This window comes from Breoghania sp. L-A4 (assembly GCF_003432385.1).
Taxonomy (GTDB): Bacteria; Pseudomonadota; Alphaproteobacteria; order Rhizobiales; family Stappiaceae; genus Breoghania.
The window spans coordinates 4003864-4021772 of record NZ_CP031841.1 but is presented as its reverse complement, the minus strand read 5'-3'; the positions used below and the strand labels follow the sequence as shown (position 1 = coordinate 4021772).

17 protein-coding genes and 2 pseudogenes are annotated in these 17909 nt (G+C 66.6%); 9 read left to right on the top strand and 10 right to left on the bottom strand.

Going from position 1 to position 17909, the window contains the following annotated elements; translation table 11 throughout:
- The first annotated feature begins 35 nt into the window (after positions 1–35).
- The 5 genes from D1F64_RS18455 to D1F64_RS18440 all read left to right on the top strand — a co-directional run bounded on the left by D1F64_RS18455 (position 36) and on the right by D1F64_RS18440 (position 6410).
- Positions 36–842, top strand: a complete 807-nt coding sequence (locus D1F64_RS18455) for a hypothetical protein (protein ID WP_117413604.1) — start codon at positions 36–38, stop codon at positions 840–842.
- On the top strand, positions 766–2430 hold the full coding sequence (locus tag D1F64_RS18450) for a DNA polymerase Y family protein (RefSeq protein ID WP_162901640.1): 1665 nt from the start codon (positions 766–768) through the stop codon (positions 2428–2430). Before D1F64_RS18455 ends, D1F64_RS18450 begins: the two co-directional genes overlap by 77 nt.
- Entirely contained in the window at positions 2427–5534 is a 3108-nt protein-coding gene (locus tag D1F64_RS18445; protein WP_248304508.1) for an error-prone DNA polymerase, read from the top strand. The genes D1F64_RS18450 and D1F64_RS18445 overlap by 4 nt, the downstream gene beginning before the upstream one ends.
- Positions 5522–5731 carry a hypothetical protein gene (locus D1F64_RS24850; protein WP_248304507.1) on the top strand — a complete coding sequence of 70 codons (210 nt, stop codon included), beginning with the start codon at positions 5522–5524 and terminating at the stop codon, positions 5729–5731. The genes D1F64_RS18445 and D1F64_RS24850 overlap by 13 nt, the downstream gene beginning before the upstream one ends.
- Before the next feature lie 157 nt (positions 5732–5888).
- On the top strand, positions 5889–6410 hold the full coding sequence (locus tag D1F64_RS18440; RefSeq protein ID WP_117413602.1) for a tetratricopeptide repeat protein: 522 nt from the start codon (positions 5889–5891) through the stop codon (positions 6408–6410).
- A gap of 540 nt (positions 6411–6950) precedes the next feature.
- On the opposite strand, the gene D1F64_RS18435 is transcribed toward D1F64_RS18440, so the two are convergent.
- Both D1F64_RS18435 and D1F64_RS24845 read right to left on the bottom strand, forming a co-directional pair.
- Positions 6951–7244: a hypothetical protein gene (locus D1F64_RS18435; protein ID WP_117413601.1), complete on the bottom strand. Its 294-nt coding sequence runs from the start codon at positions 7242–7244 to the stop codon at positions 6951–6953.
- Positions 7241–7876 carry a hypothetical protein gene (locus D1F64_RS24845; protein WP_248304506.1) on the bottom strand — a complete coding sequence of 212 codons (636 nt, stop codon included), beginning with the start codon at positions 7874–7876 and terminating at the stop codon, positions 7241–7243. Before D1F64_RS24845 ends, D1F64_RS18435 begins: the two co-directional genes overlap by 4 nt.
- Between D1F64_RS24845 and D1F64_RS24840 the strand changes: the two genes are divergently transcribed.
- Positions 7869–8042 (top strand): hypothetical protein, encoded by a 174-nt coding sequence (locus tag D1F64_RS24840; protein ID WP_248304839.1) that lies wholly within the window; start codon positions 7869–7871, stop codon positions 8040–8042. The two genes, D1F64_RS24845 and D1F64_RS24840, sit on opposite strands and share 8 nt — an antisense overlap.
- An 80-nt stretch (positions 8043–8122) precedes the next feature.
- On the top strand, positions 8123–8347 hold the full coding sequence (locus D1F64_RS24835; protein WP_248304838.1) for a hypothetical protein: 225 nt from the start codon (positions 8123–8125) through the stop codon (positions 8345–8347).
- 14 nt (positions 8348–8361) lie between these two features.
- On the opposite strand, the pseudogene D1F64_RS24830 reads toward D1F64_RS24835, so the two are convergent.
- From D1F64_RS24830 to D1F64_RS24820, 8 genes and pseudogenes are all read right to left on the bottom strand, one after another.
- Positions 8362–8466: pseudogene (locus D1F64_RS24830) on the bottom strand (pilus assembly protein N-terminal domain-containing protein); the annotation flags it as partial.
- A 452-nt stretch (positions 8467–8918) separates the two neighbouring features.
- The gene (locus D1F64_RS25195) at positions 8919–9188 is read right to left on the bottom strand and encodes a hypothetical protein (RefSeq protein ID WP_256372879.1); all 270 of its coding nucleotides are present in this window, start codon (positions 9186–9188) and stop codon (positions 8919–8921) included.
- Positions 9155–9997 (bottom strand): Flp pilus assembly protein CpaB, encoded by an 843-nt coding sequence (gene cpaB / locus D1F64_RS25190; protein ID WP_117413599.1) that lies wholly within the window; start codon positions 9995–9997, stop codon positions 9155–9157. The genes D1F64_RS25195 and cpaB overlap by 34 nt, the downstream gene beginning before the upstream one ends.
- 453 nt (positions 9998–10450) lie before the next feature.
- Positions 10451–11707: an FAD-dependent oxidoreductase gene (locus D1F64_RS18410; protein WP_117413597.1), complete on the bottom strand. Its 1257-nt coding sequence runs from the start codon at positions 11705–11707 to the stop codon at positions 10451–10453.
- On the bottom strand, positions 11704–12537 hold the full coding sequence (locus D1F64_RS18405) for an ABC transporter permease (protein WP_117413596.1): 834 nt from the start codon (positions 12535–12537) through the stop codon (positions 11704–11706). The genes D1F64_RS18410 and D1F64_RS18405 overlap by 4 nt, the downstream gene beginning before the upstream one ends.
- Positions 12530–13297 (bottom strand): ABC transporter ATP-binding protein, encoded by a 768-nt coding sequence (locus D1F64_RS18400; RefSeq protein WP_117413595.1) that lies wholly within the window; start codon positions 13295–13297, stop codon positions 12530–12532. The genes D1F64_RS18405 and D1F64_RS18400 overlap by 8 nt, the downstream gene beginning before the upstream one ends.
- Before the next feature lie 447 nt (positions 13298–13744).
- Complete coding sequence (locus D1F64_RS24825) at positions 13745–14725, bottom strand: ABC transporter substrate-binding protein (RefSeq protein ID WP_248304798.1); 981 nt, start codon at positions 14723–14725, stop codon at positions 13745–13747.
- Positions 14726–14920: 195 nt separating this feature from the next.
- Positions 14921–15502, bottom strand: a pseudogene (locus D1F64_RS24820) (GntR family transcriptional regulator); the annotation flags it as partial.
- A gap of 76 nt (positions 15503–15578) precedes the next feature.
- On the opposite strand from D1F64_RS24820, the gene D1F64_RS18385 reads away from it, so the two are divergent.
- Positions 15579–16370: a shikimate dehydrogenase gene (locus D1F64_RS18385; RefSeq protein WP_117413594.1), complete on the top strand. Its 792-nt coding sequence runs from the start codon at positions 15579–15581 to the stop codon at positions 16368–16370.
- Positions 16371–16930: 560 nt separating this feature from the next.
- Positions 16931–17893 carry a galactofuranose ABC transporter, galactofuranose-binding protein YtfQ gene (ytfQ, locus tag D1F64_RS18375; protein ID WP_117414708.1) on the top strand — a complete coding sequence of 321 codons (963 nt, stop codon included), beginning with the start codon at positions 16931–16933 and terminating at the stop codon, positions 17891–17893.
- Positions 17894–17909 lie beyond the last annotated feature (16 nt).

Below are 17909 nucleotides of genomic sequence, written 5' to 3'. Positions count from 1 at the left end.
CCTATTTGTTCTTTAATGGAACGCGGCATCATCTCATGGATCCTCAGACGAAAACGGCCCTTCTGGCCCGCTTGCGTGGCGATATCGCCAAGCTGGAAAAGCGCCCCATGCCGGGGGTGCCCGTGGCTGCGCCGGCGCAAACCGGCGTGCCCTTCATGGCTTGTCCCGCCGGCGTCCTGCACGAGGTCTGGACCGATCATTTCAGCCATTCCGCGGGCGTCTTCGGCTTCACGCTGGGGCAGATCCGCGGGCTTCTGGATGTCACGCGGCACGCCGTCATCTGGCTGCAGATCGCCCATGAGGGCCAGGAATACGGCATGCCGCATGGCGCGGGGCTGGCCGGCTTCGGGCTCGATCCCGCGCATCTGATCCTCGGCCGCACCCGCTCGATCACCGATCTTCTGTGGGCGGGAGAGGAGGCGGCCGCCTGTCCGGCTGTGGCCGCCGTCATCGCCGACATCGGCAGCCACCACAAGGCGCTGGATTTCACGGCCTCCCGGCGGCTGGGGCTGCGGGCGGAAGCCGCAGGCGCCTCGATCTTTCTCATGCGCTACGGGGGCGAGCGGGAGGCGAGCGCCGCCAGCTTCCGCTGGCATGTGACGCCGCAACCAAGCGCCGCGATGCCTTTCGACAACCGCGCGCCGGGACACGCGCGGTGGCAGGTCACGCTGGAGAAAGGGCTTGGACGCGCGGGCGGCAAAACCGAGGGCGGCACGTGGACTGTGGACTGGACGGACAATGGCTTTGCACTTGCACCAAAGGGAGATGCGGACGGTCGCCGAGCGGCGCTACCTGGTGCTGCATCTGCCGCGCTGGGCGACCGATTGCCTGAAACGGCATGACCCGCTGCTGGCGGGCAGCGCCGCGCCGCTGGTGCTCTACGAGCGCCAGAACAACGCCATGCGGCTGGTGGCGCTCGACGACCGGGCGCGGGCTTGCGGGCTGGGGACCGGCCAGACGCTGAGCGATGCGCGCGCCATGTGCCCCGGGATCATCGCGCGCGAGATCGACCGGGCGGAGACCGAACGGCTGTTCACCGAATTCGCCGACTGGCACAGCAATCTCTCGCCGATCGTCGCGGTCGTCCGCGACTGGTCGGCGCATGAGGACCTGTGCGTCGACATCACCGGCGCCGCGCATCTGTTCGGCGGCGAGCGCGCGATGCTGGCAATGGCGTTGCGGCGGCTGCAAGGCTTCGGCTTTTCCGTGCAAGGCGCCATCGCGCCGAGCATCGGCGCGGCGCTGGCGCTGGGCCGTTTCGCGCCGGGGCAGATCGTGCGGCCGTGCGGCCTGGCTCACGACGATGGGGCGCCGCCCTCAGCCGCCGCGCTGCGGGAGGAGGGCGCGGGGTTTCACAGGCACGGCAAGGCGCGATTGGAGCCCGAGAGGCAGGGCCCGGCGCTTGTCGAGGCGCTCGGCCCGCTGCCGGTGGCGGCCTTGCGGCTGAGTGCGGAGCAGATCGCGGGACTGCACGAGATGGGCCTGAAGACCGTCGGCCAGCTGTTCGGGCGTGACCGCGCGGGGCTGGGCGCTCGCTTCGGCCTGTCGCTGCTGACCCGGCTGGATCAGGCGTTGGGGCGCGCGCGGGAGCCGCTGGTGCCGCGCCTGCCGGTCATCGATTATCGCGCCCGGCGCAATTTCGCCGAACCCATCGCGCTGATCGACGATGTGCTGATGACGGCGCGCGATCTGGCGCAGCAGCTTTCCGCGCAGTTGGAGCAGGCGGGTTTGGGCGCGCAGACCTTCCACCTGATGCTTTACCGCGTGGATCACAAGCTGATGCATCTGGCGGTCAACGCGGCGCAGGCGACCCGCGACGCAGGCCACGTGTCGCGGCTTTTTGCCAACCGCATCGGCAAGCTGGTCGAGGAATTCGACGCCGGCTTCGGCATCGAGACGATCCAGCTCGCGGCCAGCTCCGTCTCGGAACTGCCCGATGTGCAGAGCGGGGCGTTCGGCACCGGCGATGGCGCCATCGATCTGGATCTGCTGATCGACCGGCTGTCGAGCCGGCTGGGCGCGCAGGCGGTGTTGCGGCCCCGGTTTTCCGACACCCACATCCCCGAGCGCGCCGTGACCCTGGCGCCAGCGGTGACGCAGGCGGGCCAGGCCGCTCAGTCGGCGGCCGATCCGACCCTGAAACGCCCGCTGCGGCTGCTGCCCGCGCCGGAAGTCGTGACGGTGGTGGCCGAGGTGCCGGACGGGCCGCCGGTGCGCATGCAGTGGCGGCGGCAGGGCTACCGGTTTGTGAAGGCCGCCGGACCGGAGCGCATCGGCGTCGAATGGTGGCAGCCCGGCGAGGGCGCCTTCACGCGCGACTATTACACCGCCGAGGACGTCTCCGGGCGGCGCTTCTGGCTGTTTCGCGAGGGGCTCTACACCACCGAGACCGACCGCCCACGCTGGTTCATTCACGGGTTGTTCGCATGAGCTACGTCGAGATCGGCGCGCTGTCCAATTTCTCCTTCCTGCGCGGCGCCTCGCATCCCGAGGAACTCGTCGCCCGCGCCGCCTCCCTCGGCCTGGGCGGGCTGGCGCTGTGCGACCGCAACAGTTTCGCCGGCGTCGTGCGCGCGCATATGACCATGCGCCAGGTCGTCGAGTTCGCGCCGCGCTTCCGCTATCTCGTGGGTACCCGGCTGGTGTTCTGCGACGGCACGCCGGATGTGATCGCCTGCCCGGTGGACCGCGCGGCCTACGGGCGGCTCTGCGCCCTGCTGAGCCTGGGCAACCGCCGGGCGAAAAAGGGCGACTGCCTTCTGCATTTCGAAGACCTGAGCGCTTACGCCGACGGCCAGCAGTTCATCCTCGCGCCCGATGAGCCGGACGGGATCGAACGCGCCTTGCGCGATCTGGCCGCTCTTGGGCCGGGGCGGGTGTGGCTGGGGGCGGCCTGCCGGCATCGCGGCGACGACCGCGCCCGGCTGAACCGGCTGGCCGCCTTGGCGAACAGCGCGCAGGTGCCGCTCATCGCGCTCAACGAGATCCTCTACCATGAGCCCGGCCGCCGGCCGCTGCAGGACGTGCTGAGCTGCGTGCGCGAGCATTGCACGCTGCAGACCGCCGGGCGGCGGCTGGAGGTGAACGCCGAGCGGCATCTCAAGGAGCCGCACGAGATGGCGCGGATGTTTCGCGAGCACCCCGACGCCATTCATGAGACGGAGCGGTTTGCGCGCGCCATCCGCTTTTCGCTTGAGGACCTGCGCTACAATTATCCCGAGGAGACCATCGGCGACGGCGAGACTGGGCAGCAGACCCTGGAACGGCTGACCTGGGAGGGGGCGAAGAAGCGCTATCCCGGCGGCATTCCCTTCAAGGTCAGGCGCGGGGTGCTCTCCGAACTCAGGCTGATCGCGGAAAAGCAGTACGCGCCGTATTTCCTCACCGTGCACGATCTCGTCCGCTACGCGCGCGAGGAGTGTGGGATCCTGTGCCAGGGGCGAGGGTCGGCGGCCAATTCCACCGTGTGTTTCTGCCTCGGGGTGACCGAGGTCGACCCGATGGTCGGCAATCTGGTCTTCGGGCGGTTTCTGTCGACCGAGCGCGACGAGCCGCCGGACATCGACGTGGATTTCGAGCACGAGCGGCGCGAGGAGGTCATCCAGTATCTTTATGCGAAATATGGCCGCGAGCGCGCGGCGCTGGCCGCCACCGTCATCACCTACCGCAGCCGCAGCGCCATCCGCGAGGTGAGCAAGGTGTTCGGGCTTTCGGCCGATATGGTGGAGGCGCTGAACGGGCTGCGCTGGGGCAGTTCGTCCAAGGGGTTGGACGCGGATATGGTCGCCGCCGCCGGGCTGGACGCCACCGATCCGGCGCTCGCCATGGTGCTCGCCCTGGTCAAGCAGCTGATCGGCTTTCCGCGCCATCTCGGCCAGCACGTGGGCGGCTTTGTGCTCACCCAGGACCGGCTGGATCACTGCATCCCCGTCGCCAATGCGGCGATGGAGGACCGCACCTTCGTGGAGTGGGACAAGGACGATCTCGACGCGCTCGGCATCCTGAAGGTCGACGTTCTGGCGCTGGGCATGCTGACCTGTGTGCGTAAGGCGTTCGAGCTGATGGACAGCCATTACGGCATTCCGCTGACGCTCGCCGGTGTGCTGCGGGATCAGGACGACCGGGTCTACGCGATGACCCGGCGCGCCGACACGCTCGGCGTCTTTCAGATCGAAAGCCGCGCGCAGATGTCCATGCTGCCACGGCTCAAGCCGAAGGAATTCTACGATCTGGTCATCGAGGTGGCGATCGTGCGCCCCGGCCCCATCCAGGGCGGCATGGTGCATCCCTATCTCAAGCGGCGGCAGCGCGGCATGCCGCCCAACGAGCGCATGCCCGGCAAGCTGCGCGCGGTGCTCGAGCGCACGCTGGGCATTCCGCTGTTTCAGGAACAGGCCATGCAGATCGCCATTGTCGCGGGTGGTTTTTCGCCGGGCGAGGCCGATCAGCTCCGCCGGGCCATGGCGACGTTCCGCCGCTCGGGCACCATCGGCCGGTTCCGCGACAAGCTGATCAAAGGCATGCTGGCGCGCGGCTACCAGCGCGATTTCGCCGAGCGCTGTTTCCGGCAGATCGAGGGCTTCGCGGATTACGGCTTTCCCGAAAGCCACGCGGCATCGTTTGCGCTGCTGGTCTATGTGTCGTGCTGGCTCAAGTGCCATTACCCGGACGTCTTCGCCTGCGCGCTTCTGAACGCGCAACCCATGGGGTTTTACGCCCCGGCGCAGATCGTGCGCGACGCGCGCGAGCACGGTGTCGAGGTCCGGCCCGTCGACATCAACCATTCGCTCATGGAGAACACGCTGGAGGACGGCGCGCGCGCCGCGGAACATCTGTGGGAGCGGCACGCGGAGATGCGCGGCGACATCCATTCGGTACATGCGCTGCGGCTGGGGTTCTCGCGCATCAAGGGTTTCAAGGAGGAAGCGGCGCGGCTGATCGCGGAGAAGCGCGGCAAGGGCTATGACTCGGTGCGCGACGTGTGGCTGCGCACGGGCCTGGGATTGCCCGTGCTGGAGCGCCTGGCACGCGCCGATGCGTTCCGTTCCCTGGGTCTTGGCAGGCGCGATGGCCTGTGGGCGGTGAAGGGACTGCGCGGCCGCGACGGGGCGGAGCTGCTGCCGCTGTTCGCCGCGGCGCAAGGCCCGGCCGCGCATGAAGAGCCCGACGCGGATCTGCCGCCGCTGCCGCCGGGCGAGGACGTGATCCACGACTACCGCACCCTGTCTTTGTCGCTGAAGGCGCATCCGGTGAGTTTCCTGCGAAGCGCCTTGCGCGACAACGGCCTGCTGACGGCGGCGGAGATCAACGCCACTCCCAACGGCCGTATGGCGACCACCGCCGGGCTGGTGCTGGTGCGCCAGCGTCCCGGCACGGCCAAGGGGGTGATTTTCGAGACCCTCGAAGACGAGACCGGCGTGGTCAATGTCATCGTCTGGCCCAAGGTGTTCGAGGCCAACCGCCAGGTGGTGCTGGGCGCGCGGCTTTTGCGGGTGCGCGGGCAGGTGCAGAAGGAGGGCTGGTGGTGCATCTGATCGCCCGAGAGCTGAGCGATTTCACGCCTGCGCTGCTGGCGGTGGCGGACGGGCACGACATCGGCTCGGCGGCGCTGGCCCGGGTCACCGGAGCGCACGGACCCTTGCCGCTGGCCAGCCGTCCGGCGGCGCGCGCGGCACAACCCGACGAGGCGGCCATGCGCGCCGCGCTGCCCGCGGGCCGCAATTTCCACTAGAGAAAACCGACAAGAGTCCGCTCCCGTCTTAACCCGCGATTCAGCCTAACGCGCGTTAAAGGCCGCGTATTTACCAGCTGTAACCCCGCCCGCCCTACCGTTGCCGTGTTGATGTGGCGCCGCGTCTGGCGCCGGTTGCAGGAAGAGGGACGGGGACATGTATCGCCTCTGCGTCAGATCAGTACGTCTGGGACTCTTTGCCGTCGCGGTCGCGGCCTTGTCGGGCTGCACCACGGACATCACGGGCAGCACCACGACATGGGGCGACGCCAGGCTGGCGCAGACCGGTCCCGCCAACCTCAACGCCTACACCGCCGACCGCGCTCTGGTGGAAGCCCGCAACCATTTCCGCAACAACGATTTCGGCTACTCCGCCGCGCTGTACAAGCGCGTCGTGGAGCTGTCGCCCGACAACCAGGAAGGCTATGTCGGCCTCGGCGCCTCCTACGACAAGCTGCGCCGTTTCGACCTGTCGGACCGTGTCTACGCGACGCTGTACAATCTCTCCGGCGCCACGACCCAGTATTACAACAACGCCGGCTATTCCTACATGCTGCGCGGTGACCTGAAGTCCGCGCTCAGCAACTTCCGCAAGGCCCAGAAGCTCGACCCGGAAAACGTGGTGGTCACCAACAATCTCAAGATGCTGGCCAAGGGCGCGGGCGAAGCGCGGGTGTAGGGGGGCGTTTCGGTCCATGGAGGAACCATCCGTATCCGCCCTCTCCCACGGGGAGAAGGCTGGGGTGAGGGAATGAACGCTCTCGTGGATACCGACCCAATTCATACTCTCCACCCGGCGCGTTCGCGCCGACCTCTCCCGCAGAGAGCGGGATGGGGCAATTCCACTGGGGCAATTCCATCTTTCACGGAATCATCTGTTTCGCCATGCTCGGGCGACCGCGCCCGTGCCTGAAGAACAAGAGCTGGAGGCCCGGCCGAATAAGCCGCCCGATCCTTCGAGACGGCCCTTTGGGCCTCCTCAGGATGAGGTCTTCGAGACGGCGCTGGCGCGCCTCCTCAGGATGACGTCATCGTATTGATATATTTTATGAAATTACCACAGGCTCAACCTCATCCTGAGGAGCCTGCGTTAGCAGGCGTCTCGAAGGATAGGCCACATGTTGGGAGGCTGGCCCAATTTTTGGCACGATACCCCGATTGACGGGAGCGGCCACCTGTTTCAATGGAAAGCAAAACCGCTCCAAGGGATCGAAGGCGGTCAGTCCGCCGACGGTGTCGTGGGCTCTGGAGCCCCGGCGCCCTTGTCCGCGGACTCCTCGGTGAGCGTCGGGATCACGACGCCGTTCTTGCCCAGACCGCCAAGACGGTTCATCGAGGCCTTGGACGGATCGACCGTCTCGCGCTCGAGATTGGCCCTCACCGCGTCGCCCGCCTTGTAGGAGATCCGGTCGCTGTTCTGGGTGTAGTCGTAGACGCAGCCGCCCAGTGCCATGGCCGTAACAGCCACGAGGGCGGCGGTGCGCCAGCCGGTCCGTGCGATCCGTGCGCTCATTGGGCGGCCTCCGTTCCGAGATTGATGATGTGCCCGGACGGACCGGCGATACCGGCGCCTGTCTGGAACTTCTCGATCATCTCCGGCGTCACTTCCATCTTGCCCAGCGCGAAGAACTCGGCGTCGTTCGCGGGCAGGGTGTTGTCGAGCGGCGAGGCGGCCACCTGTCCCGGCCGTGTCGGCTGGACCAGCCGCGGCGTGACGATCACCACCAGCTCGGTTTCGTTCTTCTCGTAGCTGGAGGATTTGAACAGCGATCCCAGGATCGGCACGTCGCCGATCCACGGCAACTGGTCCTGTTTCAGGTTGGCCTGGTTCTGCAGCAGCCCGGCGACGGAAAAGCTCTGGCCGTCGCGCAGTTCCACGGTGGCGTTCAGCTTGCGGGTGGTGAACACCGGATCGCCGGCGGCGGTGAAGCTGCCGATGCCGCTGACCTCGGGCGAGAGCTGCACCTGGATGCGGTCGTCGTCCAGCGCCACGGGGGTGAACGCCAGCCGGACGCCGAAATCCTTGTAGGAGATCGTCGCGTTGCCGTTGGCGTCGGGCACACGGATCGGAATCTGGCCGCCGGCCAGAAAGCTCGCGGTGACGCCTGACAGCGTGGTGAGGTTCGGTTCGGCCAGCGTGCGCACCAGCCCCTTGCTCTCCAGCGCGTTGATGGTCGTGGACAGGCTGAAACCGGTGCCGCCGGAAATGATGTTGGCGATGAAGGAGGAGAAGGAGGCCGCGGTGCCGGCCGGACCGTCCGGATCGCCGCCGATACTTGCCGATCCGCCGTTGCCCGAGGCGTTCCACTGAATGCCCAGTTTCCGGCCGGCCTCGCGCTGGGCTTCCAGGATGCGGACTTCCAGGTTGACCTGCTGGCCCCCGCGATCGTCATGGTGTTGACGACGGCGGGGCTGCCGTATTGCGCGACGATATCGAGCACCTTCTGCATCGAGGGGCCGTCGGCCACGGATCCGGCAAGCCGCACCCGGCCGTTGACCGTGCTGACGGTGACGTTGGAGCTGGGCATGGCCGCGCGGATGGAGCGGGTCATGTCGCCGGTGTCGGCGCCGACTTCCACCGCCAGCAGACCCACGGGTGTGCCCGAGGCCGAATAGAGGTTGACCGTCGTGGTGCCGAAACTCTTGCCGGCCAGATACAGCGAGCGGTCGGTGATCGGCTGCGCATCGGCGATGGAGGGATCGGCGGAGACGATCTTGCCGACGGATTCAGACATCATCACGGTCACCGCCTGGGAGACGGGCAGATGAATCCGCATCACCGATGTGGTGGTCAGGTCGTACTCGATCGTCTGCGCGCGCGCGGCGCTCAGCCCGGCCCACATCAGAAGGGCGCCGAGCAGGCTCCCAAGGATCACAAGCCGCAGGAAAACGGCCGGCGCCATGGCTTGGGATGAATACTTACAGGGAGTGTTTGCAGGACCGGTCAATCTGCGATGCTTTGCTGTTGTTTCAGACCAACGCCCAAGGCTTAGCAGTGTTTGGTCAACGGGGTCTTAACGGGGAAACGTAATTCGCACGCCGGCCGGGGCCGTCTGTTGGGAAACGGGGCGGTTGCCGCTCGATTGACCATCCTGGGGCGCGCAATTTGTCGAGGGTGCGCGCGTGATGCTCCGATCCGCCGTTCGCGGGGGCGCCGGGTTCGCCTGGCGCCGGGACAGGGGCGAAATCAGTTGGTCCAGAACGGGCTGGAAATCCGGATGGCCTGGTTCGACCCGCGATTCTCCGCCGGGGCGTTTTCGGCGAAGTCGGTGACCGAGCGCAGCACCAGCGACAGCTGCCCGACGGTGGATGCGTTGATGAGCACCTCGGCCTTGGTGGGGTCGAGTTCCAGCGTGGCGATGGCCAGGCTCGTGAAGTTCTCGGCGCGGCGCACGTCGGCTTTCTTCACCTCGCCTTCGGCGTTCATTTCTCCAAGTCGCGAGTTGATCGCCAGCACCCGCACATTGTGCAGGATCGTCTGCGACTGGCGTGTGCCGGTGGAGGACTCGTCCTGGGAGGAGCGCCCGGCCCCTTGCGGGTCAGAACCACATCGACGTGATCGTTCGGATTGACGAAGCCGCCGGAGGCGGATTCCGCAGCGACCGACACGGACACGGCGCGCATGCCCGCGTTCAGCACGGCCGACAGATAGCCCTGCGAGGCGCTGGCCAGCTTCTGCGCGCGGATCGGCTCGCCGGGGAAAATCTCGAACCGCGCCACCGATCCGGACATCTCGGCGATGGCCATGGGCGCGGCGGCGGCGGTGATGTATTCGGAACGCAACGAGGCTTCCGGCCAGTCCTCCCAGGCGACGGTCGTCTCGGAGATCTGTTCGCCGACGCCGATCTCGCGTTTCGCGACCAGGATCTGTGTCGTCTTCGCGGCGACGACCTGAGGCGCGGCCTGAATGACCGGCAGGGCTGGCTGAACGTCGCGTTGCGTTGTCAGAAAGGCGGCGACGCCGCCCGAGCCCAGCGCCATCAGCAGCACCAGAATGCGCGATGGCTTGTTGAACAATCCGCGCAGCATGCGCCGGCTCCTTGCCTTGATACCCCCTTCGTGAGCCTCCGCGGCGCGCGTCCACTGCAGTTCGGAGCGCAAGACCTCCGGACCACGGCGGTCGAGCTTGCGGCGCTCCTCGCCCTGGTACTCGCCCTCGCGGCCGGGCTGACGGCGGTCGCCGCCCTTGCGGCGCTCACCCTGGCGGCGCTCGCCTGTGGTCTCTGCATCGGCCTGTTCGGCCTCTGGTTTCTTGAGTATCGACACAGGGTCCTCACGGAAGCGATTGGCTTTGTGCGAAGCGGCCCGTTGCGCGAAACCCTCGCGCTACGGCCGCCTTGCGGCATGGACACTGGGCGTCCAAACCTTCAAGAGCCTACCGAAGAGGGATCACCGTTGCGTTCATCACGCGGTGACAATTTGAACTAATTTTCAAAAATGGATTTTGGGCGCGCCGACGCGTCGGCACGGTTCTCTCTGAAGTCAATGCCGTTCCTCCTCGGTGTCATCCTCGGGAGGCCGCAGGCCTGCCCGGGGATCCAGTATCCCGTGTGGCCGGCGTCGATGCACAGGCCGTGGGGATTGTGGTTACTGGATGCCCGCCTTCGCGGGCATGACACGGAGAGTATGACACGGCGAATATGACGCCAGGGCGATCCAACCGTGCATGCCGCCGCGCGGCACGTCTGAAGAGTCCCGCCGGGGACCTCGCAAAGGGCCCTAAACCAGCCCGCCCATCTCGGTGATCATCTCGGCCACCTGCGCGCCGTCGAGCTCGGGATTGGCGGCGGCGACGCCCGCAGCCTCGCCGGTGGCGAACGCCGTGCCCATGACGCGGATCGAACCATAGGCGAGGTCGTCGGCGCCGATGGTGCGGCCCGCGAAATACAGATTGTCGATCTCGGCGGAGCGCAGCGCGTCGAGTGGCACATGCGCATACCCCGCCCCGCCCACGGAGTGATATTCGGGCTTGCCGAGTTCGGTGTGCAGTTCCGCCGGCCACCCGGCACGGGCCACGCCGTCGGGGCGCTGCCGTCCCTTGATGAGATCCTCGCCGGTGATGCGGAGGCGCGCCTTGGGATGGCGGCTTTCGCGCACGCCGATCTGCGGTCCGGTCTGCACCAGATAGGCGTTCTCGAACCCCGGCACGGTCTCCCTGAGCACCTGCACGTAGTCGTGCGCGGAGGCGCGCATGATGCGTTCGGCCCTGGAGAATGTCTGCGATGACAGATCGTGCATCGGCAGATCGATGATCATCCACCACAGATCGCCCGAGCCCGGCATGCGCGTGTAGATGCCGCCGTCGGTGCGCGCGACCGGGTAGTCGCCGGTGGTGTTGTAAAAGGCCAGCGCCTTGATGATCGCCGCGCGGTCGACCTTCAGATCCGGCGCCAGTCCGCCGACGCGGATCGGGGCCGAGGCCGCCTGCAGATAGCCGTGCTCGTTGCCGGTCTGCATGCTCACGCCGGTGACCAGCGACAGGTTGGCGTCGCCCGTGGCGTCGATGAAGGCTTCCGCCGTCAGGCGCTCGCGGCCGTCCATCCCGGCGACCACCACGGATTCGATCGCCTTGCCGGTGCGGGTGACCGCGGCGACGCGGCTGTGCAGCAGCACGTCCACGCCATGGGCGGCCAGCACCCGGTCGAGCGCCAGCTTCACGCCCTCCGGCTCCAGCACGATGATCCAGTTGCCGGTGGTCGGCGAGCGGTAGGGCGCGCCATCCATGCCCGTGGCGCGCAGGGCGTCGAGCACCAGATCGGCGGCCCCGCCCACGGCCTTGACCGGTTCCAGGCCCTGCTGGAAGAAGCCGCAATAGGCCAGCACCTGGGAATGCGTCGCCGCGCCGCCGAGAAAGCCGTATTTCTCGATCAGGCAGGTCTTCGCCCCGGTGCGCGCAGCCCCAAGGGCCGCGCCGATGCCGCCCGCGCCGCCGCCGGCGACGATGACGTCGTAGTGGGATTCGGTTTTACGGGTCATGTGCGCCAATCGAGCAAGCGGTTTTCAAACAGGCCGATCACCGCGCTGACGCTGACGCCCATGACGGACAGAATGACCACGCCGGCGAACAGGCGTTCGAGATCGTAGAGCGAGCCGGCTTCGAGAATGTAGGCGCCGATGCCGTATTCCGCGCCGAGCATCTCGGCCGCCACCAGCAGGATGATGGCGATCGCCAGGCTGACGCGCAGCCCGGAGAGAATGCCGGGCATGGCGCCGGGCAGCACGATCTTGGTGATGATCGAGAACCACGACAGCGAGAAACTCTGACCCATGCGGATCAGCGAGCGGTCCACGTTGTCGACCGCGCCGTAGGTGGCCACCACCGTCGGCGTGAAGGTGCCGAAGGCGATGAGCGCGTATTTCGAGGTTTCGTCGATGCCGAACCAGATCACGAACAGCGGCAGCAGCGCGATCTTCGGGATCGGGAAGATGGCGGCGACCAGGGGCACGAGACCGGCGCGGATGAAGGAGAACAGCCCGATCAGCACGCCGACGCCGATGCCCGCCGAGGCGCCGATGCTGGCGCCCACCACGAGCCGGCTGAGCGAGGGGACGAGGTGCTTCCACAAAAGGCCGCTCTGCCACAGATCGACGAAGGTGGCGAAGACTGCGGACGGGCGCGGCAGCGTCAGGTTGGAGATGAAGCCCGAGCGCGTGCCCACTTCGGCGAACGCGATGAGAACCACGAACACCACCAGTCCGACCCAGCGCTTGGACTGCGGCACGAAGCCGCCGCCGCGGAAGTCGACCGTGCGCTGCGCGGGCTCTGTTGGTTGTGCCGGCGTTGCGGCCTGAGAGACATCAGACATCAAGCAACTCCTTGTCGGCCGCCACGGCCTCGTCGCGCATCAGGTTCCACAGGTGCTTTTGCTGCAGCTCGAGATCGGTGTCGCCGAGCGCGCGGTCGGACAGGGGCTTGTCGATTTCGACGATTTCGCGGATGCGGCCGGGACGGCGCGACAGCACCACGATGGAGTGGCCGAGCCGCACGGCCTCGTTGAGATTGTGCGTCACATAGACGGCGGTGAAGGGTTCGCGGGTCCACAGGCTGACGAGGTCGTCCATCAGCAGCTCGCGGGTCTGGCTGTCGAGTGCGGAGAGCGGCTCGTCCATCAGCAATACCGCGGGGCGGACGGCGAGGGCGCGCGAGATCGCCACGCGCTGCTTCATGCCGCCGGACAGCTGCTTGGGCAGCGCCTTGCGGAATTCGCTCAGCTTGGTGCGCGCGAGCACGTCGGCGATGATCTCCTCGGCTTCGCGCGCCTTGATGCCGTGATCTTCCAGCACCAGCGAAATGTTGCCTTCCACCGTGCGCCAGGGCAGCAGCGCGAAATCCTGAAAAACGTAGGTCAGCGGATTGATGCTGTCGGCGGGCGGCGCGCCGACCTGCACGACGCGGCCCGATGTGGGCCGTTCCAGCCCGCCGATCAGCCGCAGCAGCGTCGATTTTCCGCAGCCCGAGGGGCCGACGATGCACACGATCTTGCCGGCGGGAATCTCAAGGTCGATATCCCGCATGACCTCCATGCTTCCATAGGAATGGCTGATATTTTCCAGGCGCAGGTCCATGGGATATCCGTGTGTTCAGAAACGGCTGGGTCGCGGGACGGGAAGTTCCCGTCCCGCGGATGGGGCCAAAAGCGTGGGGCCGCCGGCTTTTGTGTCCCGGCCCTGAGGGCTGGGCGCCGGTCGGTCTGGAGCAAGTCCAGGACAAGTGGACGCCGGTTGTCCGTCCGGATTTGCGCCAGGCAAAGCGCGAAAGTCACGATCTGTTTCTGAAAGAAACGGATCCGATCCAGAGCCTGTGAGTATCAGTGTGTTTTCCCAAACATCATTCAATGTCATCCCGGGCGAGCAAAGCGAGACCCGGGACCCAGTAGCCGTTGTCGCCGGTTGCAGCGCGCCAAACCTGGCGTCGGCGTTTACTGGGTCCCGGCTCTGGGGCCGGGATGACATCGCCATTTTGGAGAATCCTGAGATAGCCTCACTTGCTCCAGATTCAATTGTCAACGCCGCTTACAGCGTCCGCACGTAGGAGCTGTCCACCAGCATGTCGTAGGTGATCGTGTCCTTGACCAGGCCTTCGGACTTGAACCAGTCGAGTTGATCGGTCACCGACGCCTTGTTGATCGCGGCGCCCTCGTTGATGCGCATGGCGCCGTTGATGATGCTGGGGGCTGCCTTCTCAAACGGGCGGTCGGTGTAGACGTACTTGTGGATCAGCTTGACCATGTCGTCGGCCGCCGCGTCGCCCGCGGTCTTGTCCACCAGCGCCGCGTTGAAGTCCGCCGCGCCCCTGGCGAAGGCGGCGAGGAAGGCTTCGGTCTTGGCGCGCTCGTTGTCGGCGTTCTCCGGCGAGGTGAACACGGTGGTCACCTGGTAGTCGGGGATGTAGTCCGCGACATCGCCGATGATGTGCACCGCGCCCGAGCCGGCCAGCGGCTTGGCGATGTGCGGCACGATCGACCAGGCGTCGATCTGGCCGGACTTGATGGCGCCGATGATCGCGCCGGTCTTCTGCAGCGGCTTGAAGTGCATCTCGACGCCTTCCTTCGCCGCGATCTTCGCGCCCATGTAATGGAACGAGGATCCCGCCTGGGTGATGCCCCAGGACTTGCCGTCCAGCTTGGAGGGATCGGTGAGCCCGGCCATGAAGGCGGCGTCCGATGCCAGGATCTTCTGCCCGTCGACGCCCTTCTCCTCGGACAAGGCGCCGCCGATGACCTTCGCCGCGCCCTTCTCGGCCAGCGAGATCAGGCCGCCGGAAATGGCGGTGACGGCGTAGTCGACGTCCTTGGAGGCGACCGCGACCGCCATCGGCTGGGCCGCCTGGAAGTACTTGAACTCAACGTCGAGCCCGGCGTCGGCGAAATAGCCGCGCTCGAAGGCGACGAAGCTGGCCGCGTGGCTGGTGAAGCGCAGCGCGCCCACGTTCACCTTGGTGTTCGCGGCGCGGGCCGGCAGGCCGAACATCGATGTGGCGGCGACGCCGCCCATCAGACCAAGCGCGTGGCGTCTGTTAATTGTCAGCATGGTAGTCCTCCCTTGGTGGCGGCGGATTTCGTTCCGCAGCCTGTTACTTGGAAACGCTCGAAGGCCCCCGATCGCGATGCCGCGGTTGAGGCTGTCTTCGATATCGGTCTTGAGGCAGCGCAAGGCTGCCGCGACGTCGCGCTTGAGGATGGCGTCAACAAGCGTGACGTGATTGGCGGCGGAGGCTTCCAGGTCGATCTGGCCCTCGCGCAGGGCGGCGAGGCGGAAGCGGCGCGATTCATCGTAAAGCTGCGCCTGGAAGGCGATCAGCCGCGGCGATCGGCACGCCGACACCAGGCAGACATGGAACGCGCGCTTGGCCTCGTCCCAGGCCAGCGCCGCCTCCAGTGGCGCGGCGATGACATCCCGGCGGACCCGCGACAGCGCGTGATGGGCGGCGATGATCTGGCCTTCCCAGCTCACGTCGCCATGCTCCATCGACCAGGTGAGGCCCAGCCGCTCGATCTCGCTGCGCAGCCGGGTGATGTCCTTGAGATCGTCCTCGGTGGCCGAGGAGACGCGAAAACCCCGCTGGGCGTTGGCTTCCACCAGCCCTTCCGAGCTCAGCAGTGTCAGCGCCTCGCGCATCGAATGGCTCGATCCGCCATACTTGGCGCGCAGCTCCTCGATCTTCAGCCGCTTGTCCGGCGGCAGCGCTCCAAAGGAGATGTCGCGGCGCACGGCGCTGGCGATCAGGCCCACCACTGTCTGACTGTCGTCATTTCCACGCGAGAAAATCATGATCTTTCACTGAAACCCAAAATGTGTAAGATTTTTACGACTGTGTAGGCAAACGAGTCAATCGGGAAACATAACAATGATCGAACGGCCGGCTCAGACCGTCATTCCCATTCTTGGCGACCCGGTGGCGCAGGTGGCCACGCCGCCGCTGTGGAACGCGCATTTCGCAAGCATCGGGGCGGATGCCGTCTGCGTGCCCATCCATCTCAAGGCGGCGGGTCTGGAAGCGTTTGTCGAGTGGATGCGCCACGCGCCCAATGTGCCCGGCTTCCTCACCACCATTCCGCACAAGGCGGCGTTGCCTGCGCTGTGCGACACCTGCCGCGACGAGGTCGCCATGCTCGGCGTCGCCAACACGGTGCGGCGCAACGCCGACGGCCGGCTCGAGTGCGCCATGTTCGACGGCGTCGGCATGATCGCGGCGATCGAGGCGCGGGGCGCGGTCATCGCGCAAGGCGCGATTCTGATCATTGGGGCGGGGGCTGCGGGCGGCGCCATCGCGCATGAGGCTCTGACCCGGGGTGCGACGCGGATTGTGATCCTGGATCATGTCCAGGCTCAGGCGGACAGGATCGCAGGCCTGTTGCGCGCGCGGTTCCCGGAGCGGGAGGTGATCACGCAGGCTGATGCCGCCGGCCCCTTCGCGGCGATCGTCAACGCCTCGCCGCTGGGCAACGCGCCCGGCGATCCGCATCCCTGGCCGCTGGAGGCGGTTGGCGCGGAGACCGTGATCGCCGATGCCGTGACAGATCCATCGCCCACGCCCTGGCTCGCGGCGGCGAAGGCCGCGGGCCTGCGCACCGTCCCCGGCTCCGACATGGCCGCTTTCCAGGCCGCCCTCATGCGCGCGTTCATCGGCATCGCGTGAGGGGAGAGGGTCAGCCGCCCCGGTCGCCAGTCCGGGCGCGGCGGACAACGACATGATGCTTCGCGGACCCGGGGCGGGCCACGCGTCCGGCGGCGAAGGGCCGTGGTCAGCTTCGCGCGTGTCGCCCGTCCTTCGAGACAGCCGCTTTGCGGCTTCCTCAGGATGAGGTCATCGCGTTGATGCCTTTTAAAATCACCACCCGCTCAACCTCATCCTTCGAGACGGTGTGGCGCACCTTCTCAGCATGAGGTGCGTGCGCGTGAGGCTGGCTTTTCAAGACTCTCAACACGATGACCTCACCCTGAGGAGCGCGCACCGCGCGCGTCTCGAAGGGCCGGCGGCGCACCCGGATGGCCCTGCTCGGCCTGCGCCGATGCGCTATGCCTTTGTCATAACTCTTGTTTTCCCATCGATGCCCACCAGAAATCCGGCGACGGTTCAAAACCTTCTATGCGTCATTTGGTGAATAGACGCAGGGTAAAAATCATATAGTATGACTTTTAATAATGAAGCCGAAGCCGCCGCGGCGGCATGATGGCGTGAACCCAGGGAGGAAGATGATGATGACAACCAGGACTTGGATCGGCGCGGGCGTGCTCGCGTCCATGACGCTCATGGCATCGGCCGCGATGAGCCAGACGATCGGCTTTTCGCAGATCGGCTCGGAATCGGGCTGGCGCGCGGCGGAGACGACGCTGACCAAGCAGCAGGCCGAGGCGCGCGGCATCACGTTGAAATTCGCCGACGCCCAGCAGAAACAGGAAAACCAGATCAAGGCGCTGCGCTCGTTCATCGCGCAGGGCGTTGACGCCATCCTGCTGGCGCCCGTCGTGGCCACCGGCTGGGATTCGGTGCTCGATGAAGCCAGGGAAGCCGAGATCCCGGTGGTGCTGCTCGACCGTCAGGTGGATTCCTCCAAGGATCTCTATCTCACCGCTGTCGGCTCGGATCTTGTCCATGAAGGCAATGTCGCGGGCCAGTGGCTCGTCGACGCCGTCGGCGGCAAGCAGTGCAATGTCGTGGAACTGCAGGGCACGACCGGGTCCTCGCCCGCCATCGACCGCAAGAACGGTTTCGAGCAGGCGATCAAGGGTCACGAGAACATCTCGATCATCCGCAGCCAGACCGGCGACTTCACCCGCACCAAGGGCAAGGAAGTCATGGAAAGCTTCCTGAAGGCGGAAGACGGCGGCAAGACCATCTGCGCGCTTTATGCGCACAACGACGACATGGCCGTCGGCGCCATCCAGGCGATCAAGGAAGCCGGGCTGAAGCCGGGATCGGATATCCTCGTGGTGTCGATCGACGCCGTGCCGGATATTTTCCAGGCCATGGCGGCGGGCGAGGCGAACGCCACCGTCGAGCTGACGCCGAACATGGCGGGGCCGGCCTTCGACGCGCTGGACGCCTATCTCAAGGACGGCACGGTTCCGCCGAAGTTCATCCAGACCGAATCCAAGCTCTACACCCAGGCCGATGACCCGATGGCCGTCTACGAGGAAAAGAAGAACCTCGGCTACTAGGACAGCCTGCCTCGCG

Bases quoted from the DNA above. Each gene is read 5' to 3' on its own strand.
- D1F64_RS18455 (WP_117413604.1), top strand. From the start codon at position 36: ATGGATCCTCAGACGAAAACGGCCCTTCTGGCCCGCTTGCGTGGCGAT.
- D1F64_RS18450 (WP_162901640.1), top strand. From the start codon at position 766: ATGCGGACGGTCGCCGAGCGGCGCTACCTGGTGCTGCATCTGCCGCGC.
- D1F64_RS18445 (WP_248304508.1), top strand. From the start codon at position 2,427: ATGAGCTACGTCGAGATCGGCGCGCTGTCCAATTTCTCCTTCCTGCGC.
- D1F64_RS18440 (WP_117413602.1), top strand. From the start codon at position 5,889: ATGTATCGCCTCTGCGTCAGATCAGTACGTCTGGGACTCTTTGCCGTC.
- D1F64_RS18435 (WP_117413601.1), bottom strand. From the start codon at position 7,244: ATGAGCGCACGGATCGCACGGACCGGCTGGCGCACCGCCGCCCTCGTG.
- D1F64_RS24835 (WP_248304838.1), top strand. From the start codon at position 8,123: ATGGTGTTGACGACGGCGGGGCTGCCGTATTGCGCGACGATATCGAGC.
- D1F64_RS18410 (WP_117413597.1), bottom strand. From the start codon at position 11,707: ATGACCCGTAAAACCGAATCCCACTACGACGTCATCGTCGCCGGCGGC.
- D1F64_RS18405 (WP_117413596.1), bottom strand. From the start codon at position 12,537: ATGTCTGATGTCTCTCAGGCCGCAACGCCGGCACAACCAACAGAGCCC.
- D1F64_RS18400 (WP_117413595.1), bottom strand. From the start codon at position 13,297: ATGGACCTGCGCCTGGAAAATATCAGCCATTCCTATGGAAGCATGGAG.
- D1F64_RS24825 (WP_248304798.1), bottom strand. From the start codon at position 14,725: ATGGGCGGCGTCGCCGCCACATCGATGTTCGGCCTGCCGGCCCGCGCC.
- D1F64_RS18385 (WP_117413594.1), top strand. From the start codon at position 15,579: ATGATCGAACGGCCGGCTCAGACCGTCATTCCCATTCTTGGCGACCCG.
- ytfQ (WP_117414708.1), top strand. From the start codon at position 16,931: ATGATGACAACCAGGACTTGGATCGGCGCGGGCGTGCTCGCGTCCATG.